The organism is Streptomyces sp. NPDC046831 (genome assembly GCF_040645305.1).
Lineage (GTDB): Bacteria > Actinomycetota > Actinomycetes > Streptomycetales > Streptomycetaceae > Streptomyces.
The window spans coordinates 14,219-29,547 of the sequence record NZ_JBEYXZ010000047.1 but is presented as its reverse complement, the minus strand read 5'-3'; the positions used below and the strand labels follow the sequence as shown (position 1 = coordinate 29,547).

Annotated in this window: 14 protein-coding genes; 5 read left to right on the top strand and 9 right to left on the bottom strand. The window is 72.6% G+C overall.

Features of this window, described 5'->3' with window-relative positions:
* Positions 1 to 35: 35 nt before the first annotated feature.
* The 4 genes from ABZ920_RS28145 to rfbD are packed head-to-tail and all read left to right on the top strand — an operon-like array spanning position 36 to position 3,740.
* Positions 36 to 872 carry an NAD(P)H-binding protein gene (locus tag ABZ920_RS28145; protein WP_361510801.1) on the top strand — a complete coding sequence of 279 codons (837 nt, stop codon included), beginning with the start codon at positions 36 to 38 and terminating at the stop codon, positions 870 to 872.
* Positions 873 to 892: 20 nt separating this feature from the next.
* Complete coding sequence (rfbA, locus tag ABZ920_RS28140; RefSeq protein ID WP_361510798.1) at positions 893 to 1,762, top strand: glucose-1-phosphate thymidylyltransferase RfbA; 870 nt, start codon at positions 893 to 895, stop codon at positions 1,760 to 1,762.
* A 17-nt stretch (positions 1,763 to 1,779) separates the two neighbouring features.
* Positions 1,780 to 2,814, top strand: coding sequence for a dTDP-glucose 4,6-dehydratase (gene rfbB, locus ABZ920_RS28135; protein ID WP_361510795.1), 1,035 nt, complete (start codon positions 1,780 to 1,782; stop codon positions 2,812 to 2,814).
* A complete protein-coding gene (rfbD, locus tag ABZ920_RS28130; RefSeq protein ID WP_361510792.1) occupies positions 2,811 to 3,740 on the top strand; it encodes a dTDP-4-dehydrorhamnose reductase in 930 nt (309 codons plus the stop codon). The genes rfbB and rfbD overlap by 4 nt, the downstream gene beginning before the upstream one ends.
* 388 nt (positions 3,741 to 4,128) lie before the next feature.
* On the opposite strand, the gene rfbC is transcribed toward rfbD, so the two are convergent.
* The 3 genes from rfbC to ABZ920_RS28115 form a co-directional block, all read right to left on the bottom strand.
* On the bottom strand, positions 4,129 to 4,743 hold the full coding sequence (rfbC, locus tag ABZ920_RS28125; RefSeq protein WP_361510789.1) for a dTDP-4-dehydrorhamnose 3,5-epimerase: 615 nt from the start codon (positions 4,741 to 4,743) through the stop codon (positions 4,129 to 4,131).
* A 207-nt stretch (positions 4,744 to 4,950) separates the two neighbouring features.
* A complete protein-coding gene (locus ABZ920_RS28120) occupies positions 4,951 to 5,358 on the bottom strand; it encodes an SgcJ/EcaC family oxidoreductase (protein ID WP_361510786.1) in 408 nt (135 codons plus the stop codon).
* On the bottom strand, positions 5,355 to 6,932 hold the full coding sequence (locus ABZ920_RS28115; protein WP_361510783.1) for an FAD-binding protein: 1,578 nt from the start codon (positions 6,930 to 6,932) through the stop codon (positions 5,355 to 5,357). Before ABZ920_RS28115 ends, ABZ920_RS28120 begins: the two co-directional genes overlap by 4 nt.
* A gap of 210 nt (positions 6,933 to 7,142) precedes the next feature.
* Between ABZ920_RS28115 and ABZ920_RS28110 the strand changes: the two genes are divergently transcribed.
* On the top strand, positions 7,143 to 8,081 hold the full coding sequence (locus tag ABZ920_RS28110; protein WP_361510780.1) for an NADP-dependent oxidoreductase: 939 nt from the start codon (positions 7,143 to 7,145) through the stop codon (positions 8,079 to 8,081).
* Between the two features lie 251 nt (positions 8,082 to 8,332).
* On the opposite strand, the gene ABZ920_RS28105 is transcribed toward ABZ920_RS28110, so the two are convergent.
* From ABZ920_RS28105 to ABZ920_RS28080, 6 genes are read right to left on the bottom strand one after another with little or no spacing between them, the layout of a single operon-like run.
* Entirely contained in the window at positions 8,333 to 9,949 is a 1,617-nt protein-coding gene (locus ABZ920_RS28105) for a fused response regulator/phosphatase (protein WP_361510777.1), read from the bottom strand.
* Positions 9,946 to 11,886 carry a hybrid sensor histidine kinase/response regulator gene (locus ABZ920_RS28100; protein WP_361510774.1) on the bottom strand — a complete coding sequence of 647 codons (1,941 nt, stop codon included), beginning with the start codon at positions 11,884 to 11,886 and terminating at the stop codon, positions 9,946 to 9,948. Before ABZ920_RS28100 ends, ABZ920_RS28105 begins: the two co-directional genes overlap by 4 nt.
* Complete coding sequence (locus tag ABZ920_RS28095) at positions 11,883 to 12,929, bottom strand: ATP-binding SpoIIE family protein phosphatase (protein WP_361510771.1); 1,047 nt, start codon at positions 12,927 to 12,929, stop codon at positions 11,883 to 11,885. The genes ABZ920_RS28100 and ABZ920_RS28095 overlap by 4 nt, the downstream gene beginning before the upstream one ends.
* Complete coding sequence (locus ABZ920_RS28090; RefSeq protein WP_361510768.1) at positions 12,917 to 13,339, bottom strand: anti-sigma regulatory factor; 423 nt, start codon at positions 13,337 to 13,339, stop codon at positions 12,917 to 12,919. The genes ABZ920_RS28095 and ABZ920_RS28090 overlap by 13 nt, the downstream gene beginning before the upstream one ends.
* Positions 13,336 to 13,704, bottom strand: a complete 369-nt coding sequence (locus tag ABZ920_RS28085; RefSeq protein ID WP_361510766.1) for an STAS domain-containing protein — start codon at positions 13,702 to 13,704, stop codon at positions 13,336 to 13,338. The genes ABZ920_RS28090 and ABZ920_RS28085 overlap by 4 nt, the downstream gene beginning before the upstream one ends.
* Positions 13,701 to 14,549 carry an STAS domain-containing protein gene (locus ABZ920_RS28080; protein ID WP_361510763.1) on the bottom strand — a complete coding sequence of 283 codons (849 nt, stop codon included), beginning with the start codon at positions 14,547 to 14,549 and terminating at the stop codon, positions 13,701 to 13,703. The genes ABZ920_RS28085 and ABZ920_RS28080 overlap by 4 nt, the downstream gene beginning before the upstream one ends.
* Positions 14,550 to 15,329 lie beyond the last annotated feature (780 nt).

Genomic DNA, 15,329 nt, shown 5'->3' with positions numbered 1-15,329 from the left:
CCTTCCCTTTCCTGCCGCATCATGAGGAGACCCCTGTGACTGTTCTGGTAACCGGTGGCCGTGGGCACGTCGGCCGCAGTGTCGCGAAGAGGCTGCTGGCCGCGGGCGAGAAGGTGCGCATCGGCAGTTCCGACCCGGCGAACACCTCCTTCGACGGCGCCGCCGAGGTCGTCGAGGTCGACCTGGCGCGTCCGCAGACGCTCGCCGCCGCCCTCGACGGCGTCTCCAAGGTCTTCCTGTACGCCAAGCCGGAGACCGCCGGCGCGCAGGTGGAGATCCTGGAGGACGCGGGGATCGAGCACGTGACCTTCCTGTCGACGCGGTCCCTGACCTTCCTGGACGCGGACACCAACCCGATCGCGCAGCTGCACGTCCAGGTGGAGCGGGCGCTGGGCCAGTCGTCGCTGCCGTGGACGTTCCTGCGCGCCGGCACGTTCTCCACCAACACCCTGCAGTGGGCCGAGTCGATCCGCACGGCCGGGGTGGTGCGCGCACCGTACCCGGAGGCGTACGCGGCCCCCATCCACGAGGACGACATCGCCGACGTGGCGACGCTCACCCTCACCGAGGACGGGCACGCCGGCGTCGCCTACGCCATGAGCGGGCCGACCCCGGTCACGCAGCGGGAGCAGGTCGCCCTGATCGGCGAGGCCATCGGCCGGCCGGTCCGGTTCGAGGAGCTCCAGCCCGAGCAGTACCGCGAGACGCTGAGCCGGTGGGGCCGCAGCCAGGTCGTCGACCAGTTGCTGCGGTACCTGGAGACGTGGAACAAGCGGCCGGTGCCCGTGATCGACCAGCGCCGGCAGCTGATCGGCAGCCCCGGCCGGCCGTACCGGCAGTGGGCACTCGACCACGCCGACGACTTCCGCTGACCCGTCAGGACGGCTGGACGATGAAGGGGATCATCCTCGCCGGAGGCACCGGCAGCCGGCTGCACCCTTTGACGATGGCGATGTCGAAGCAGCTCCTGCCGGTCTACGACAAGCCCATGATCTACTACCCGCTGTCGACGCTGATGCTCGGCGGCGTGCGGGAGATCCTCGTGATCTCGACGCCGACGCACCTGCCGCTGTTCCGGCAGGTGCTCGGCGACGGGTCCGAACTCGGCCTCGACCTCAGGTACGCGGAACAGCCGCAGCCGGCGGGCATCGCCGACGCGTTCCGGATCGGTGCCCGCTTCATCGGCGCCGATCCGGTGACCCTGATCCTGGGCGACAACATCTTCTACGGCCAGGGCCTGTCCGAGCTGCTGCAGACGAGCATCCGGGACCTGATCGGCTGCACGCTCTTCAGCCACACGGTGCGCGACCCGCAGCGGTACGGGGTGGCCGAGTTCGACGCGGAGGGCCGCCTGGTGGACATCGCGGAGAAGCCGGCCCGGCCGAAGAGCTCCGAGGCGATCACCGGGCTGTACGTCTACACCAACGACGTCGTCGAGATCGCGCGCGGGCTCACCCCCTCGGCCCGGGGCGAGCTGGAGATCACGGATGTCAACCGGGTCTACATCTCCCAGGGCCGGGCCCGGCTGAGGTCCTTCGGGCGCGGCTTCGCCTGGCTGGACGCCGGGACGCACGACGGCCTGCTCAACGCCGCCCAGTTCGTGCAGGTGCTGGAGCACCGGCAGGGCGTGCGCATCGCCTGTCTGGAGGAGATCGCGTTGCGGATGGGGTTCATCGACGCGGACTCCTGCTACGCGCTGGGGCGCAAGCAGCAGAACTCCGGATACGGCCAGTACGTGATGACCGCGGCGCAGGCCGGCTGAGGGGAGGCGGGGCACGGATGTCGCGACAGCTGCGGATCCTGGTGACCGGCGGTGCCGGGTTCATCGGATCGCACTATGTGCGCCGGCTCGTCGGCGGTGCGTACCCGGCGTTCGCCGGGGCCGCCGTGGTCGTCCTGGACAAACTCACCTACGCGGGGACCGAGGCCGCCCTGGCACCGGTGGCCGACGACGAGCGACTCCGGCTGGTCGTCGGCGACATCTGCGACGCGGACCTGCTGGACGACCTGCTGCCGGGGACCGACGTGGTGGTGCACTTCGCCGCCGAGTCGCACGTGGACCGCTCGATCACCGGAGCGGCGGAGTTCGTGCGGACGAACGTGGAGGGCACGCACACGCTGCTGCGGGCCTGCCGGGATGCGCGTGTCGGCAGGTTCGTCCAGGTGTCGACGGACGAGGTCTACGGGTCGATCACCAAGGGGTCCTGGCGCGAGGACCAGCCGCTGGACCCCAGCTCACCGTATTCCGCGTCGAAGGCGAGCGCGGACCTGCTCGCCCTGGCCTACCACCGGACGTACGGCCTGCCCGTCTGCGTCACCCGGTGCTCCAACAACTACGGGCCGTACCAGTTCCCGGAGAAGATGATCCCGCTGTTCGTCACCAACCTCCTCGACGGTGCCACGGTGCCGCTGTACGGCAGCGGCCGGAACATCCGCGAGTGGCTGCACGTCGACGACCACTGCCGCGGTGTCCAGCTGGTCGCGGAGGGCGGACGGCCCGGCAGCGTCTACCACGTCGGCGGCGGGACGGAGCTGACCAACCGCGAGCTCACCTCCCTGCTGCTGCGGGAGCTGGGGGCCGACTGGCAGGACGCGGTCAGGCCGGCCCCCGACCGGCCCGGCCACGACCTGCGGTACTCGATCGACGACACGAGGATCCGGACGGAGCTCGGCTACCGGCCCCGGATCGACCTGTGCACCGGCCTGGCCGACACGGTGCGCTGGTACGCGGAGAACCGTTCCTGGTGGGAACCGCTGAAGGCCCGCACGGCAGCCGCCGGTGCGGCCGCCGCCGCGACCCGAGAGGCATCATGACCACGGCGATCTGGGTACCGGGTGGCAGCGGCCAGGTCGGTACCGAACTGGCCCGTGCGTGCCCGCCGGGGAACGTCCTGGTGGCGCCGGGGTCGCACGAGGTGGACATCACCGATCCGCAGGCCACGGCGGCCGCGCTCGGCAGGTTCGCCGCCGCGGCGCGCGAGCTCGGTCTGCCGCCCGTGGTGGTCAACGCGGCCGCCTACACCGACGCGGACGCCGCCGAGACCGACGAGCGGCGGGCGTTCCGGGTGAACGCCCTGGGTGCGGGGCAGCTCGCCGAGGCGTGCCGGGAGCACGACGTGCCGCTCATCCACCTGTCGACGGACTACGTCTTCGACGGCACGGCGGGCGAGCCGTACGAGGCGTCGGCCCCGCCGAACCCGCTCAACGCCTACGGCCGCACCAAGCTCGCGGGCGAACGGGCCGTCCTCGGCTCCGGCGCCGATGCCTGGGTGGTCCGGACGGCCTGGGTGTACTCCACGCACAGCGTCAACTTCGTCCGCACCATGGCCCGGCTGGAGCGGGAACGCGAGGAGGTGAGGGTGGTCGACGACCAGACCGGCTCCCCCACCTCGGCGGCCGACCTGGCCTCGAGCCTGCTGTCGCTGGCCGGGCGCGTCGCCGGGGGCGCCGGCCCGGCCGAGCGGCTGCTGCACTACGTCAACACCGGCCGGGCGAGCTGGTACGAGTTCGCGCGCGCGGTCTTCGAGCACCTCGGTGCCGATCCCCGCCGGGTGCGGCCGTGCACGTCGGCCGAGTTCGGGCGTCCCGCGCCGAGACCCGCCTACTCGGTGCTGGGTGTCGGTGCGTGGACGGCGTCCGGACTGCCCGCGCCGCGGCCGTGGCCGGCGGCTCTCCCGGAGGTCACCGCGGCCCTGCGCGCGGAGCGTGCCGGCGAGGACCGGGCCGCTCAGCGGGCCTGAGTCGCGGCGGCCCGCCCGGCGCGGACCGCGGAATGCGGTGGTGCGCCCGCCCTGTGGCCGGGCGCCGTCACCGGACCGCGCCGCGCCCGCGCCCGCGCCCGCGCCGGGAAGGCCGGCAGGGTGAACGGGGCGAGACCTGGCCGGTTGCACGGATCCGCCGACCGCGCACGCGCTGGGGCGGAACCGGCTCGGCCGGCAGGCTGGACGGGCCCGGTACTGATCGGCACGGTGGGCGAGCCCGACCTGGCCCGGTGTGCGGATCCGCCGAGCGCGCCCGCGCTGAGCGGCCGGCACAGCGCGGCGGCGCTGCGACACCGCACCCACGCCGGGCGGGTCCTGCCCTGCCGGCACGGTGGACGGGGCGCGGAGCGGTCGTGGGCAGCGTGCCTCAGGCGGGCGGGGCGGCTCGGCGCAGCCGGTCGTAGTGCGCGAGGCAGTCCTCGTAGCGGGGCAGCCGGCCTTCGGCGAGGGCCCGGGCCAGGGACGGCGCCGACCGGTCCTTGTCGGACAGGATCAGCTCCAGGCCCTCGGGCAGGGGCAGGCCGAGGTCCGGGTCCGTCGGGTCGATGCCGTGCTCGGCGGCCGGGTTGTAGCCGGTGGAGGTCAGGTAGGTGAGCGTGGTGCCGGGTTCCAGCGCGATCACCGCGTGGGCCAGTCCTTCGGCCAGGTAGACCGCGTGGTAGCCGGTCGCGTCGAGCCGTACGGTGTCGTACGCGCCGAAGGTCGGGGAGCCGACCCGGACGTCGACGACGAAGTCCAGCAACGATCCCTGCGTGCAGAAGGCGTACTTGGCCTGCCCCGGCGGGACGTCGGCGTAGTGCGGGCCCCGCACCGCGCCCCGGTGCGACACGGCGTGGCTGACCTGCACGAAGGCGGGCGTGAACCCGAGCACGTCGGCCAGCACGGCGGCCTGGAACGGGGCGCAGTAGACACCGCGCCGGTCGGGGAACGTCGGCGGGACGAGTTCGTACGCGTCCTGCACTGCGAGCTTGCGCACCTGCATGGTTCTCGGCTCCGGGGGCGAGGCGCGGCCGCACGGGTGTGGGTCCGGCGGCCCGGGACGGGAGTGCACCACGGCGCACGAGGGGGCGCGCCGTGGTGCACGAGGGGGGTGCTCGGGAAGTGTCCGCGGATCGAGTCGGAGGGAACCGGCGGCACCTCACGGACCGGGTGGCCCCGCGTCTCGGCATGATCCGTCGGGCGGCGGCTCCTAGCCGACGGGGCAGTTGTGGTAGGCCGCGATCAGCCAGCGGCCGTCCCGCCGTGTCAGCACCCAGGTGGCCACGCGTTCGTCGCCTTCGGCGACGCCGTCGTTGCCGGCGAGGACGATCCCGATGTCGCTGTTGACGACGGCCGTGTCGGCGCCGACCCTGCGGATCAGCCGCGGCACGTTGTGCGGGCGGCTGCCGACCAGCGGGCCGGCGAACGCGTCGGCCATGAACTTGCGGATGTCCTCCCGGCCGTTGAGGAACACCCCCGTCATCACCAGTGTCGCGTCCTCGGTGTAGAGGTCGGCGACCGCGTCCGGGTCGTTGGCCGTCCAGGTCTGCTGCAGACGGTCCAGGACCTCGCCCACCGCGCTCTCGATCTCCGTGTGGCCGGCGTCGGTGCTCGTCATGCGTTTCCTCCGGGTTCTGCGGGACGGATGGACAGGGAGTGCCGGAAGACGTGGAGCGGGTCCCACCGGCTCTTGACGCGCTGCAGCCGCGGATAGTTGTCCTTGTAGTACAGGTAGTGCCAGGGCACTCCGGACGTGTTCCAGCGGGGGTCGGCGAGGTCGGTGTCCGGGTAGTTGATGTACGTGCCGTCGCTGACCTCGCCGGGGACCGGGACTCCGCCGGTGTCCGCGTAGACGTCGCGGTAGAAGCGGCGCAGCCAGTCCAGGTTCTCCGCGTCGTGCGCGGGGTCGGTCCAGGTGGCGGTGTAGACCGCCTTCAGGATCGAGTCCCGTTGGGCCAGTGCGGTCGCCTCCGGGGCGACGGCGTTGACCTTTCCGCCGTACGAGACCAGCCACAGCCTGCCGATCTCCAGGTGCGGCCGCGGCTCGGTCAGGTGGTCGTACAGGACGTCGATCTGCCGGTCGGTGTACCCGCGCCGCAGGTAGCCGGCCTTCCCCTTGTAGCGGGCGTACTCGGAGCCCCGCTGGGAGTCGGCGTCCACGTCGTGCGGGATGACGGCGTGCAGCCACGGTGCCGGTTCGCCGACCTGGCGGATGCCCCCGACTCCTTCGGCGAGGCGGTCCAGGTACCCGTCCATCAGGGCGCGGGCGTCGGGCCGGCTGCCGTCCAGCATCGCGAAGACCAGCACGTCGGTCGGTGTGTCCTGCTCTCCCCGGCAGGTGATCATCAGGGTCGAGTGCAGGGTCCGGCCGGGGCTGTCGGGGCCGCTGTTGGCCTCGTGCCAGGCGGCGTGGTTGTGCATCAGCCGCCGGAACGCGTCCCGCGGCAGATCGGCCCAGGACCACATGATCGCCCCGCTGAGCAGGGACGCCGGGGGCTTGGGCAGCAGGGTCGCCGGATCGTCGCCCTCCGCGCCGGGTGAGCGCAGCCAGTACCGGGTGACCACGCCGAAGTTGCCCCCGCCGCCGCCGGTGTGCGCCCACCACAGGTCGTGGTGCGGGTCCTCGGGATCGCGGGTGGCCACCACCGCCCGGGCGGAGCCGGTGTCGTCCACCACCACGACCTCCACCGCGTGGAGGTAGTCCACCACCGAGCCGAGGCTGCGGGACAGGGCCCCGTAACCGCCGCCCTGGATGTGGCCGCCGACGCAGACGGAGTGGCACCAGCCGCCCGGAATGGTGACACCCCAATTGAGGTAGAGAAGACGGAACACCTCCCCCAATGTCGCGCCCGACTCCACGGCGAAGGCCCGGACTTCCGGGTCGTAATACACGGCGTTCATTCCCGCCATGTCGATGACCACGCCGTCCGGGTGCTCACCCACGGAATTCTCCATGGAGTGCCCGCCGCTGCGTACGGAAATCGGCCGTCCGGACCGGACCGTCTCGTTCACCGCGGCCACCACCTGGTCGGTGGTCCTGGCCAGCTGGAAGTACGCCGGCCGCTGGGTGAAGCGCTCGTTGCGGCGGCGCAGCGCCAGGTCGTCGTAGCGCGGATCGCCGGGCCGGACCGTGACGGGCGGCGGTGTCCCGCCGCTGCGGGGCGGCGTCCTTGCCGTAGAGGCGGGACTCATTGTGTCTACCATGAGAAGTCTTCCTCTTATTTCAGGACTCGGCCGGTCGCGTGTGGTCCTGTCGCTGACCACGGTCGAGTGCGGCGCTAGTCACTTGCTCAAGGAACACTCACCGCTCCACTGGCGGCTTCGGAACTGTCAACCACTGTGCGTACAACCGGAGTTGCTATGCTCCGACGCCGTCAGTCAAGCCCTTTCAGGAGGAAGTCCATGCAGGCGAACTACCGAGCTGTCACCTTTTCCGAATACGGCGCTCCCGAGGTGCTGCAGGTGGTGGAACGTCCTCTTCCCGTCCCGGGAGCGGGCGAGGTCCGGTTGGCGGTGCGCGCCGCGGGCGTGAACCCTCTGGACTGGAAGATCCGCAGCGGCGCCGCGGCGTCCTTCTTACCGGTCGAGTTCCCGGTGGTGCCGGGCGGGGACGTGGCGGGGGTGGTCGACGCGGTCGGACCCGGCGTCACCGGGTTCGCCGTGGGTGACGAGGTGCTCGGCTCGATCGGCTTCGGCGGCTACGCCGAGGCGGTGGTCGTCAGCGCCGGGACGCTGACCAGGAAGCCCGCCTCGGTGCCGTGGGAGACGGCCGCGGCCCTTCCGGTCGCCGCCAACACCGCCCTGCACGCCCTGGACGAGCTGAAGCTGCGGGACGGCGAGACGATCGTGATCGACGGCGCGGCGGGCGGTGTCGGGACGGTGGCCGTCCAGTTGGCCGTGCTGCGGGGCGCCCGGGTCGTGGGAACGGCGCGGGAGGCCAACCACGCGTACCTGCGCTCGCTCGGCGCGACCCCGGTGGAGTACGGAACGGGCCTCGCGGACCGGGTCCGGTCCGTCGCCCCGGAGGGCGTCGATGCGGTACTCGACGCTTCCGGGCGCGGTTCGCTGCCCGCGCTCATCGAGGTGGCCGGCGGTCCCGACCGCGTGGTCACGATCGCCGACTTCTCCGCCGCCGGACTGGGAGTGCGGATGATCTCCGCCGACGCGGAGGGCGCCGGCCGGCGGATCGGCGAGGCGGCGGCGCTGGCGGCGGAGGGGAAGCTGACCGTGCCGATCGCGGCCACGTATTCCCTTCAGGAGGCCGCCGAGGCGCACCGGGCCAGCGAGCAGGGCCATGTCCGGGGCAAGCTCGTCATCGTCCCGGACGGCAAGGCGGACTGACCCCGCCGCCCCCCGCGGACCTCGGCCGGCCGTCCCGTCCCGAACCCTGATCCGGGCAGCCCGCCCGCGCGGTCCCGCTCGCGCCGCTTCCCGTGGCCGGGACGGCGGCCGGCCGTCCGTGCGGCGCTGTCCGGAGCAGCCGGGTCCACCGGGGGCGAGTGGCCCGCATCGCCGTCCCCCGGCGAGTCCGGGGCCTGCTCCGACCGGGTTCCGCGGCCCGGCTCCCCGGTGCAGCCGGCCGGCGGAGCCGGTCAGTCCGGGTGGGCGTCGTTCAGGCGCACGGCGACCAGCGCCACGTCGTCGCCGCCGTCCGGTACCAGGCGGTCCAGCACGTGCGCGCAGGCCTCCTCGGGGTCCGCGGGCGCCTCGCCGGCCACGGCGGCGAGGGTGCACAGGGAGTGCTGGAGGTCTTCGTGACGGCGTTCGATCAGGCCGTCCGTGACCAGGAGGACCAGGGAGCCGGGCGCGGCGTCGACCTTCCGGGCCGGCGGGTGCGGCAGGCCGAGCCCGAGGAGGGGGCCGTGCTCGCGCAGGTACTGCGTCGTGCCGTCCGGGCTGCGCAGCAGGGGCGGCAGGTGACCCGCGTTGGCGACGTGGAGGGTGTTGGAGCCGAACTCGATCAGGACGACGCAGAGCGTGACCGTGGCGCCGGGTTCCACGGAGGTGAGCAGGTGGTCGAGCCGGGAGAGGATCACCTCCGGCGGGTGGCCCTCCACGGCGTAGGCGCGCAGCGCGTGGCGCACCTGGCCCATCACCATGGCCGCGTCCAGCGAGTGCCCGGCGACGTCCCCGACGGCGACGACCAGACCGGCGGGTGTGGTGATCGCCTCGTAGAAGTCCCCGCCGATCTCCGCCCGGGCGCTGGCCGGCAGGTAGCGCACGGCCAGGTCCGCGCGGGCGGTCTCGGGCAGGCTCTCGGGCAGGAAGCTGCGCTGCAGGGTGAGGGCCAGGGCGTGCTCCTCGCTGTAGCTGCGCAGCGCCTCCAGCGCCAGGGCGCTCGCCTGGGTGAGCTGGACCAGCAGTTGCTCGTCGTCGGGCGTCGTGACGGCGTCCGCGGACGTGATGATGACGACCGGCGGACGTTCGGCCTTGGCGCGGCCGATGACGGTGCGCCGTCGCGCCGGGTCCTTCAGGCCGGCCGGAAGGCACGGGAGGTCGGATCCGTGTTCCGCGGTGCTCCGGGCGCCGGAGTGGTCACGCCACTGCGGCCAGGCGGACGTGGAGTGGACCTGCGGCTCGCCGGGGCGCGCGGAGCCGTCCTGGTCCTGCCAGGTGTGGGCCACCAGGGGGCTGCCCTGGGGCGTGGTGAGCAGCGCGGCCGCGCTGCACCGGAGGATGGCCGCCGCTCCCTCGGCGGTCACTCTGACCAGTTCGTGCGCGTCGGACGCGCTGTACAGGGCCAGGGTGACGCGGTTGAGCAGGTGCAGCCGGTCGGCGAGGAGCTCGGCGTGGCGGCGGGCACGGGCGTAGCGCAGGGCGGCGGTGACGGTGGCGAGCAGTTCGTCGGGGGCCACGGGGTCGACGAGGTAGGCGTCGGCTCCGCGGTAGAGCCCCTGCGCCCGGTCGTTGACGGTGACGGCGGAGGCGGAGATGTTGATGACGGGGACGGTCGCGGTGGCCGGGTTGTTCTTGATGTGCTCGCACACCTCGAATCCGGTCATGTCCGGCAGCCGTACGTCGACGATGGCGACCTCCGGCAACGGGCCGGGGCGGTCCAGCAGTTCGAGCGCGCGCGTGCCGTCCTCGGCCTCGGTGACCTCGTGTCCGGCGCGGCGCAGGGTCGTGGCCAGCACGTACCGGTTGGTGGGGGCGTCGTCCACCACCAGGATGTGCGCCGGACTGTGATCCATGTCGGTTGGCTGGGTCATCGATGTTCCTCGGGGGCCCTGGACAACATCGGGGGGACACTGGTGGGCGCCTGCGGCGCGGACGGTGCGTCGTGCCGTCGCCTCAGGGCGGCGGCGAGGTCCTCGGCGGTGAGGCGGGACTTGTTCAGCACGACGTGGACCCGGGCGAGGCGTGAGCGGTCCACGTCGGCGGGTTCCAGGGCGGTCAGGACGATGACGGGCACACCCGCCGTCGAAGGACGGGCGGCGAGCGCCTGCCGGACCTCGTACCCGTCCGCACCGGGCATGTTGAGGTCGAGGAAGACGGCGTCGGGCTGCAGGGACTCGACGGTGGCGACCGCCCGGCTGCTGTCGGTGAGGACGGTGACGGATTCGGCGAGGCCGTCCAGCAGGGGACGGAATCCCGCGAGGAACGCCTCGTCGTCGTCGACGACGACCACGGACCCCACCCGGAGGCCGGCCGCGGCGGGCCGGCCCCCGGCCGCCCGCTCCGCCGTCGTGCCGCCGGCGCGCACCGCCTTCGGCTGCGCGGCGTCCGCCGCCCCGCCCGGTGCCGGGGCGGCGGTCGTGTCCTCCGCCGCCGGCCGGACGGGGCGGGCGGGGATCTCGATGGTCACGCGGGTGCCGTGACCGGCTTCGCTGTCCAGTGCCAGGCTGCCGTTCAGCAGTTCCGTCAGCCTGCGGGCGTAGGGGAGCCCGAGACCGGTGCCGGACCGGCCGCGCTGGTGTGGTCCGCGCACCTGGTAGAACTCCTCGAAGACCCGCTCGACGTCGGCGGCCGGTATGCCGACGCCGGTGTCCTGGACGCAGAAGACGAAACGGGAACCGTCGCCCTCCTCGTCCTGCTGTTCGCTGACGTCCAGCGTCACCGAGCCCTCGGCCGTGAACTTCAGGGCGTTCGACAGCACGTTCCGCAGGATCCTGGTGAGCATGACCTCGTCGGTGACCAGGGGGCCCCACTGGATGTGGTCCGGGATGTGCAGGCCCACCCCGGGCTGCGCGGTGCCCCGCAGCGTGCCGCGCAACTGGTGCAGGACCGACCGCAGGTCGACCTCGACGGGATGCGGTTCCAGCCGCCCGGACTCGGCCTTGGCGACGTCGAGCAGTTCGTCGACGAGGGCCAGCAGGGTGCTGCCCGACGCCTGGACGAGTGCCACCTGCTGGCGCTGCTCGTCGGACAGCGGATCCGCTCCGGAGTCCAGCAGCAGCCGGGCCAGGGCGATGACGGAGTTCACCGGCGAGCGGAGCTCGTGGCTGACGCTGGCCCAGAACCGGGTCTTGTACGCGTGGGCCAGTTCGAGCTGGCGGGTCTTGTCCTCCAGTTCGGCGTAGAGGGCGACGACCCCGCTGTTCGTCTCCTCCAGCTCGCTCGCCAGCTCCGAGTACAGCGCGACGACGCCGGCGTTGGTCTCCTCCAGTTCGGCGTTCAGCCGCTGGAGCTCGTCCTGCTGGGACTGCGACTCCTCCAGCGCGGCCAGGAGCTGGCGGTTCTGGGTGCGCAGGGCCTCGATCAGGTCGGCTGCCGTGTCGGCGCCGGCCAGTTTGCCGCGGACCTCCGTCGCCAGCTCCCCGACGGACGTGGTCGGCGTGGGGGTGCGCTGGGCGAGGAGGAGTTCGTGCCGGCCGCCGCCGTCCGCGGACCGCAGGCGGCTGTCGTCGAGCAGCCGCTTGGCGGCACTGAGCAGGGTCGACGGCGGCCGGCGTGCCTCCCGCCAGCCGAAGCGGACGGCCACCACGACCGCGTCGGTCTCCTCCAGGCAGAGCTGCGCGGTGAGCCCCGCGGCGCCCAGCAGATGCTCGCCGGCCTCGCTCACGACAGTGGTCAGCCGGACCAGGGAGCTGCCCGTCAGGCCCAGGGCCCGGCACGCCGACTGCGTGCACCGGCGCAGGGTGACCACGTCGCCCCCCTCCCGGAGGGCGATCGTGATCAGTTCGTGCACGGACGCTCCGGTGGTCATGGCTGCCTGTGCACGGCCACGACGATCCCGGCGTCGTCCCTGCGGACCGCGGCCTGGTTGAGGATCTGCGCGGCGACCAGAGAGGCGTCCTGCGTGAACAGGCCGGGGAAGTCCGCCGGCTTCCAGCGTTCGCTGAGGCCGTCGGAGTGCATGACGAGGGCGGCACCGGGCGGGAAGGCCGCCTCGAAGGTGCGGGGGCGGGGCAGCTGCAGTCCGACGATGCCCGGCATGGACAGCAGTCCGGTCCGGGTGTCGCCCGCACCGACCAGCGCCGTGATGTTCCCGGCACCGCTGAGATGCACCCGCCGGCCGACGAGGTCGATCAGGGCGATCGCCACGGCCGCGCCCCGGGTGCCGCGCAGGCCGTGGTGCACGTCCTGCAGTACGGCCGCCGGGCTCGTGTGACGGCTGGCGCGGAAGGCCTCCCTGGCCCGGTCGGCGACCCGGGCCGCGAGCGGGCCGTGCCCGAGCCCGTCGCACATCAGCAGCTGCAGGGCGTCGGAACCCCCCTCGCTCGGCCTGCGTACGGCCCAGGTGTCGCCGCACACCTGTTCGCCGCTGATCGGGCGGGTCAGCCCGGCGGTGTCCACCGGACCGGGTGCCGGTGCCGGCTCCTCCGCCCAGAAGCGTGCGTACACCACCGTGCCGCGCCCGCGCAGGGAGTGGACTCCGAAGACGTCGGCGAGCCGCCCGATGGCACCCAGGCCGATGCCCAGACTGCCGTAGGCGGACGTCCCGTCGCGCAGTGCCCTCGGGACGTCGTCGATGCCGGGACCGTCGTCCAGGGACAGGCACTCCACGGCGGCGCGGCCGCGCGCACGCACCACGCGCAGGGCCAGGGAGCCGTCCTGGGCGTGCTTGAGGAGGTTGGTCGCCATCTCCGTGACGCACAGTTCCAGGCGCGCCACCCGCTCCTCGGGGAGGCAGATGCCGCGGGCGAGCTGACCCGCGTGGCGGCGCGCCGACGCCGCCAGCGCGACGTCGGCGCGCAGCCAGCACACGTCACCGGCCTCGGCGACGAGAGTGCCGTTCACCGGCCCCACTTCACTATGCGCACGGTGGTGCCCCTGCCGTCGGCCCCGGACTCGATGTCGAACTCGTCGACGAGCCGTTTGGCGCCGCTGAGTCCGAGTCCCATGCCGTTGCCCGACGTCCAGCCGTCCGTCAGCGCGAGCTCGACGTCCTCGATACCCGGGCCCTCGTCCTTGAACTCCACGAAGACGCCGGGGCGGCCGCCGTCGACCACGGTCGCCGCGCGTACGACGCCCCCGCCGCCGTAGATCAGCATGTTGCGCCCGAGTTCGCTGGCCGCCGTGACGAGTTTCGTCTGGTGGACCAGGGACAGGCCGCTGCGCTGGGCGAGGGTGCGCACCACCTGGCGGGCGGTGACGACATCGCCGCTTCTGACGATGGGGACGGTCTCGACCGAGGCGCCCTCGCCGTAGTCCTTCATGCGCGGCCTGCGCTCAGACGCCGTAGCAGCTTCAGGCCGCGCTCCAGGTTGAGGGCGGTGCGCACGCCCTTCAGGGACAGCCCGAGCTCGACGAGCGTCATGGCCACGGCGGGCCGCATGCCGACCACGATCGTCTCGGCGCCGAGGATGCGCGAGATGGAGGCGTTGGTGGCCAGCATGCGCCCGACGAAGGAGTCGACGATCTCCAGGGCCGAGATGTCGATGACGACGCCCTTGGCTCCGGTCTCGACGATGCGGTGGGACAGGTCCTCCTGGAGATCCATCACCATCTGGTCCTCCAGGTCCGTCTGGATGGAGACCAGGAGGGTCTGGCCGATCTTGAGAACGGGGACGCGGTCGGTCACAGCAGCCCCCGCGAGTCGTCCTCGGCGTCCTGGGCGACTTCCTTCAGCGCCTGGCGCAGCGCGTCGGAGAGCGAGGCGTTGGTGGGGATGTCGCCGAACTCGATGCCGAGCGCCACGATGGTCTGGGCGATCTGCGGACGGATGCCCGAGATGGTGCACTGCGCGCCCATCATGCGGGCGGCGACGACGGTCTTCAGCAGATGCTGGGCGACCTGGGTGTCCACGGTCGGGACGCCGGTGATGTCGATGATCGCGTGCGTGGAGTTGGTGTCGACGAGCGTCTGCAGCATCTTCTCCATGACGACCTGGGTGCGGGCCGAGTCGAGCGTGCCCACCAGCGGTACGCCGACGACGCCGTCCCAGAGCTTGACCACGGGCGTGGAGAGTTCGAGGAGCTGCTCGGCCTGCGAGGAGATGATCTCCTCGCGGGTACGGACGTACGCTTCCGTCGTCAGCAGGCCGAGGTCGTCCAGCAGCCGGGAGAACTGCAGGTACGCGAGGGCGCCTTGCTCGTCGCCGGTGAGGAACGGCTCGAGCACCTCCTTGAAGGCGAAGACGCTCCTCGCGGTCTCGGTGGGGGTGAAGCCCTGCCGGGCGCGGGCCCGGGAGAGTTCGATCAGCAGGCTGCGCACCTCGCCGAAGTGCTCGGCCCGGCCGTCCAGTCCACCGGCGGACATGGCCTGGAGGATGGCCTCGTAGAGCTCACCCAGTTCGCGGCCCAGCTCTGCCATGCTCAGCCGGCCCTGGAGGTCGTCGCCGACCGTCCTGATCCACTGGGTGAGGAACACGTCGCGCTGTGCGGTCAGTGTATCGACCAGAAGGTGCGTTTTGCTCTCAGTCGCCACGTCTTCCTCATCACGTCATCGAATGAATATGCCTCCCAGACGATACGACAGTCCGGCAATCTCCCATCGCGCCCCTTGCCCGGCCGGCGCCCGTGTCACGGCCCTGCGAGGGCGAGCGCGCCTCCGTCAGCCGGCGCCCCCTTCCCCGCCTCCCAATCGGCGGGCGGAACCGGCCACTTCGCAAGGCGGCGCCAGGGTGTCGCCCCGGCCGTGACGGCTGGGGCACGGCCCGCCGGGACACGGCGCGCACCCCGGCCCGGGCCGGGCCGGGAGGCGTCCTCGGCGCCCCGTCTCCGGGGGAGTTCACCCCGGAGGCCCGCCGGCTCGAGACGCCCACCGGCGGCGGCCGCCGTCCGGGAGGACGGACGCCCCGGGCGGCAGGACGGCTCCGTGACATGCGTCACCCCTCCGCCCTCCACTAACCGGGCCGCATAGTAGGTGCCGCCTTGGTGATATTGAGGATTTGTCCGGCTTGTGATCATCGCCGGCGCGGCCGGACCTCGCGGCCGGGCCCGGATCGGCGCGCTCCCCTGTTGTCGCCGGACGCGGGGCTTCTGACGGAACAGCAGCCCTCTTGAGTGGTGCGCGGCAGTCGGGGCAGCACTCCCCCACCCCCCTGGCAAGAACCCCGCAGGCCTACTAAGCACATTAGTACCGAGGTCCTTTGCGCTCCCCGCGGAGCCCTTCTAACAATGGCCATCCGCAGCACGTCTCCGCAGCTCAGAGGCCGTGCCTGCACAGAGCCAACCGCACGAAGGGTGCTCGGCGACTACCGAGTGA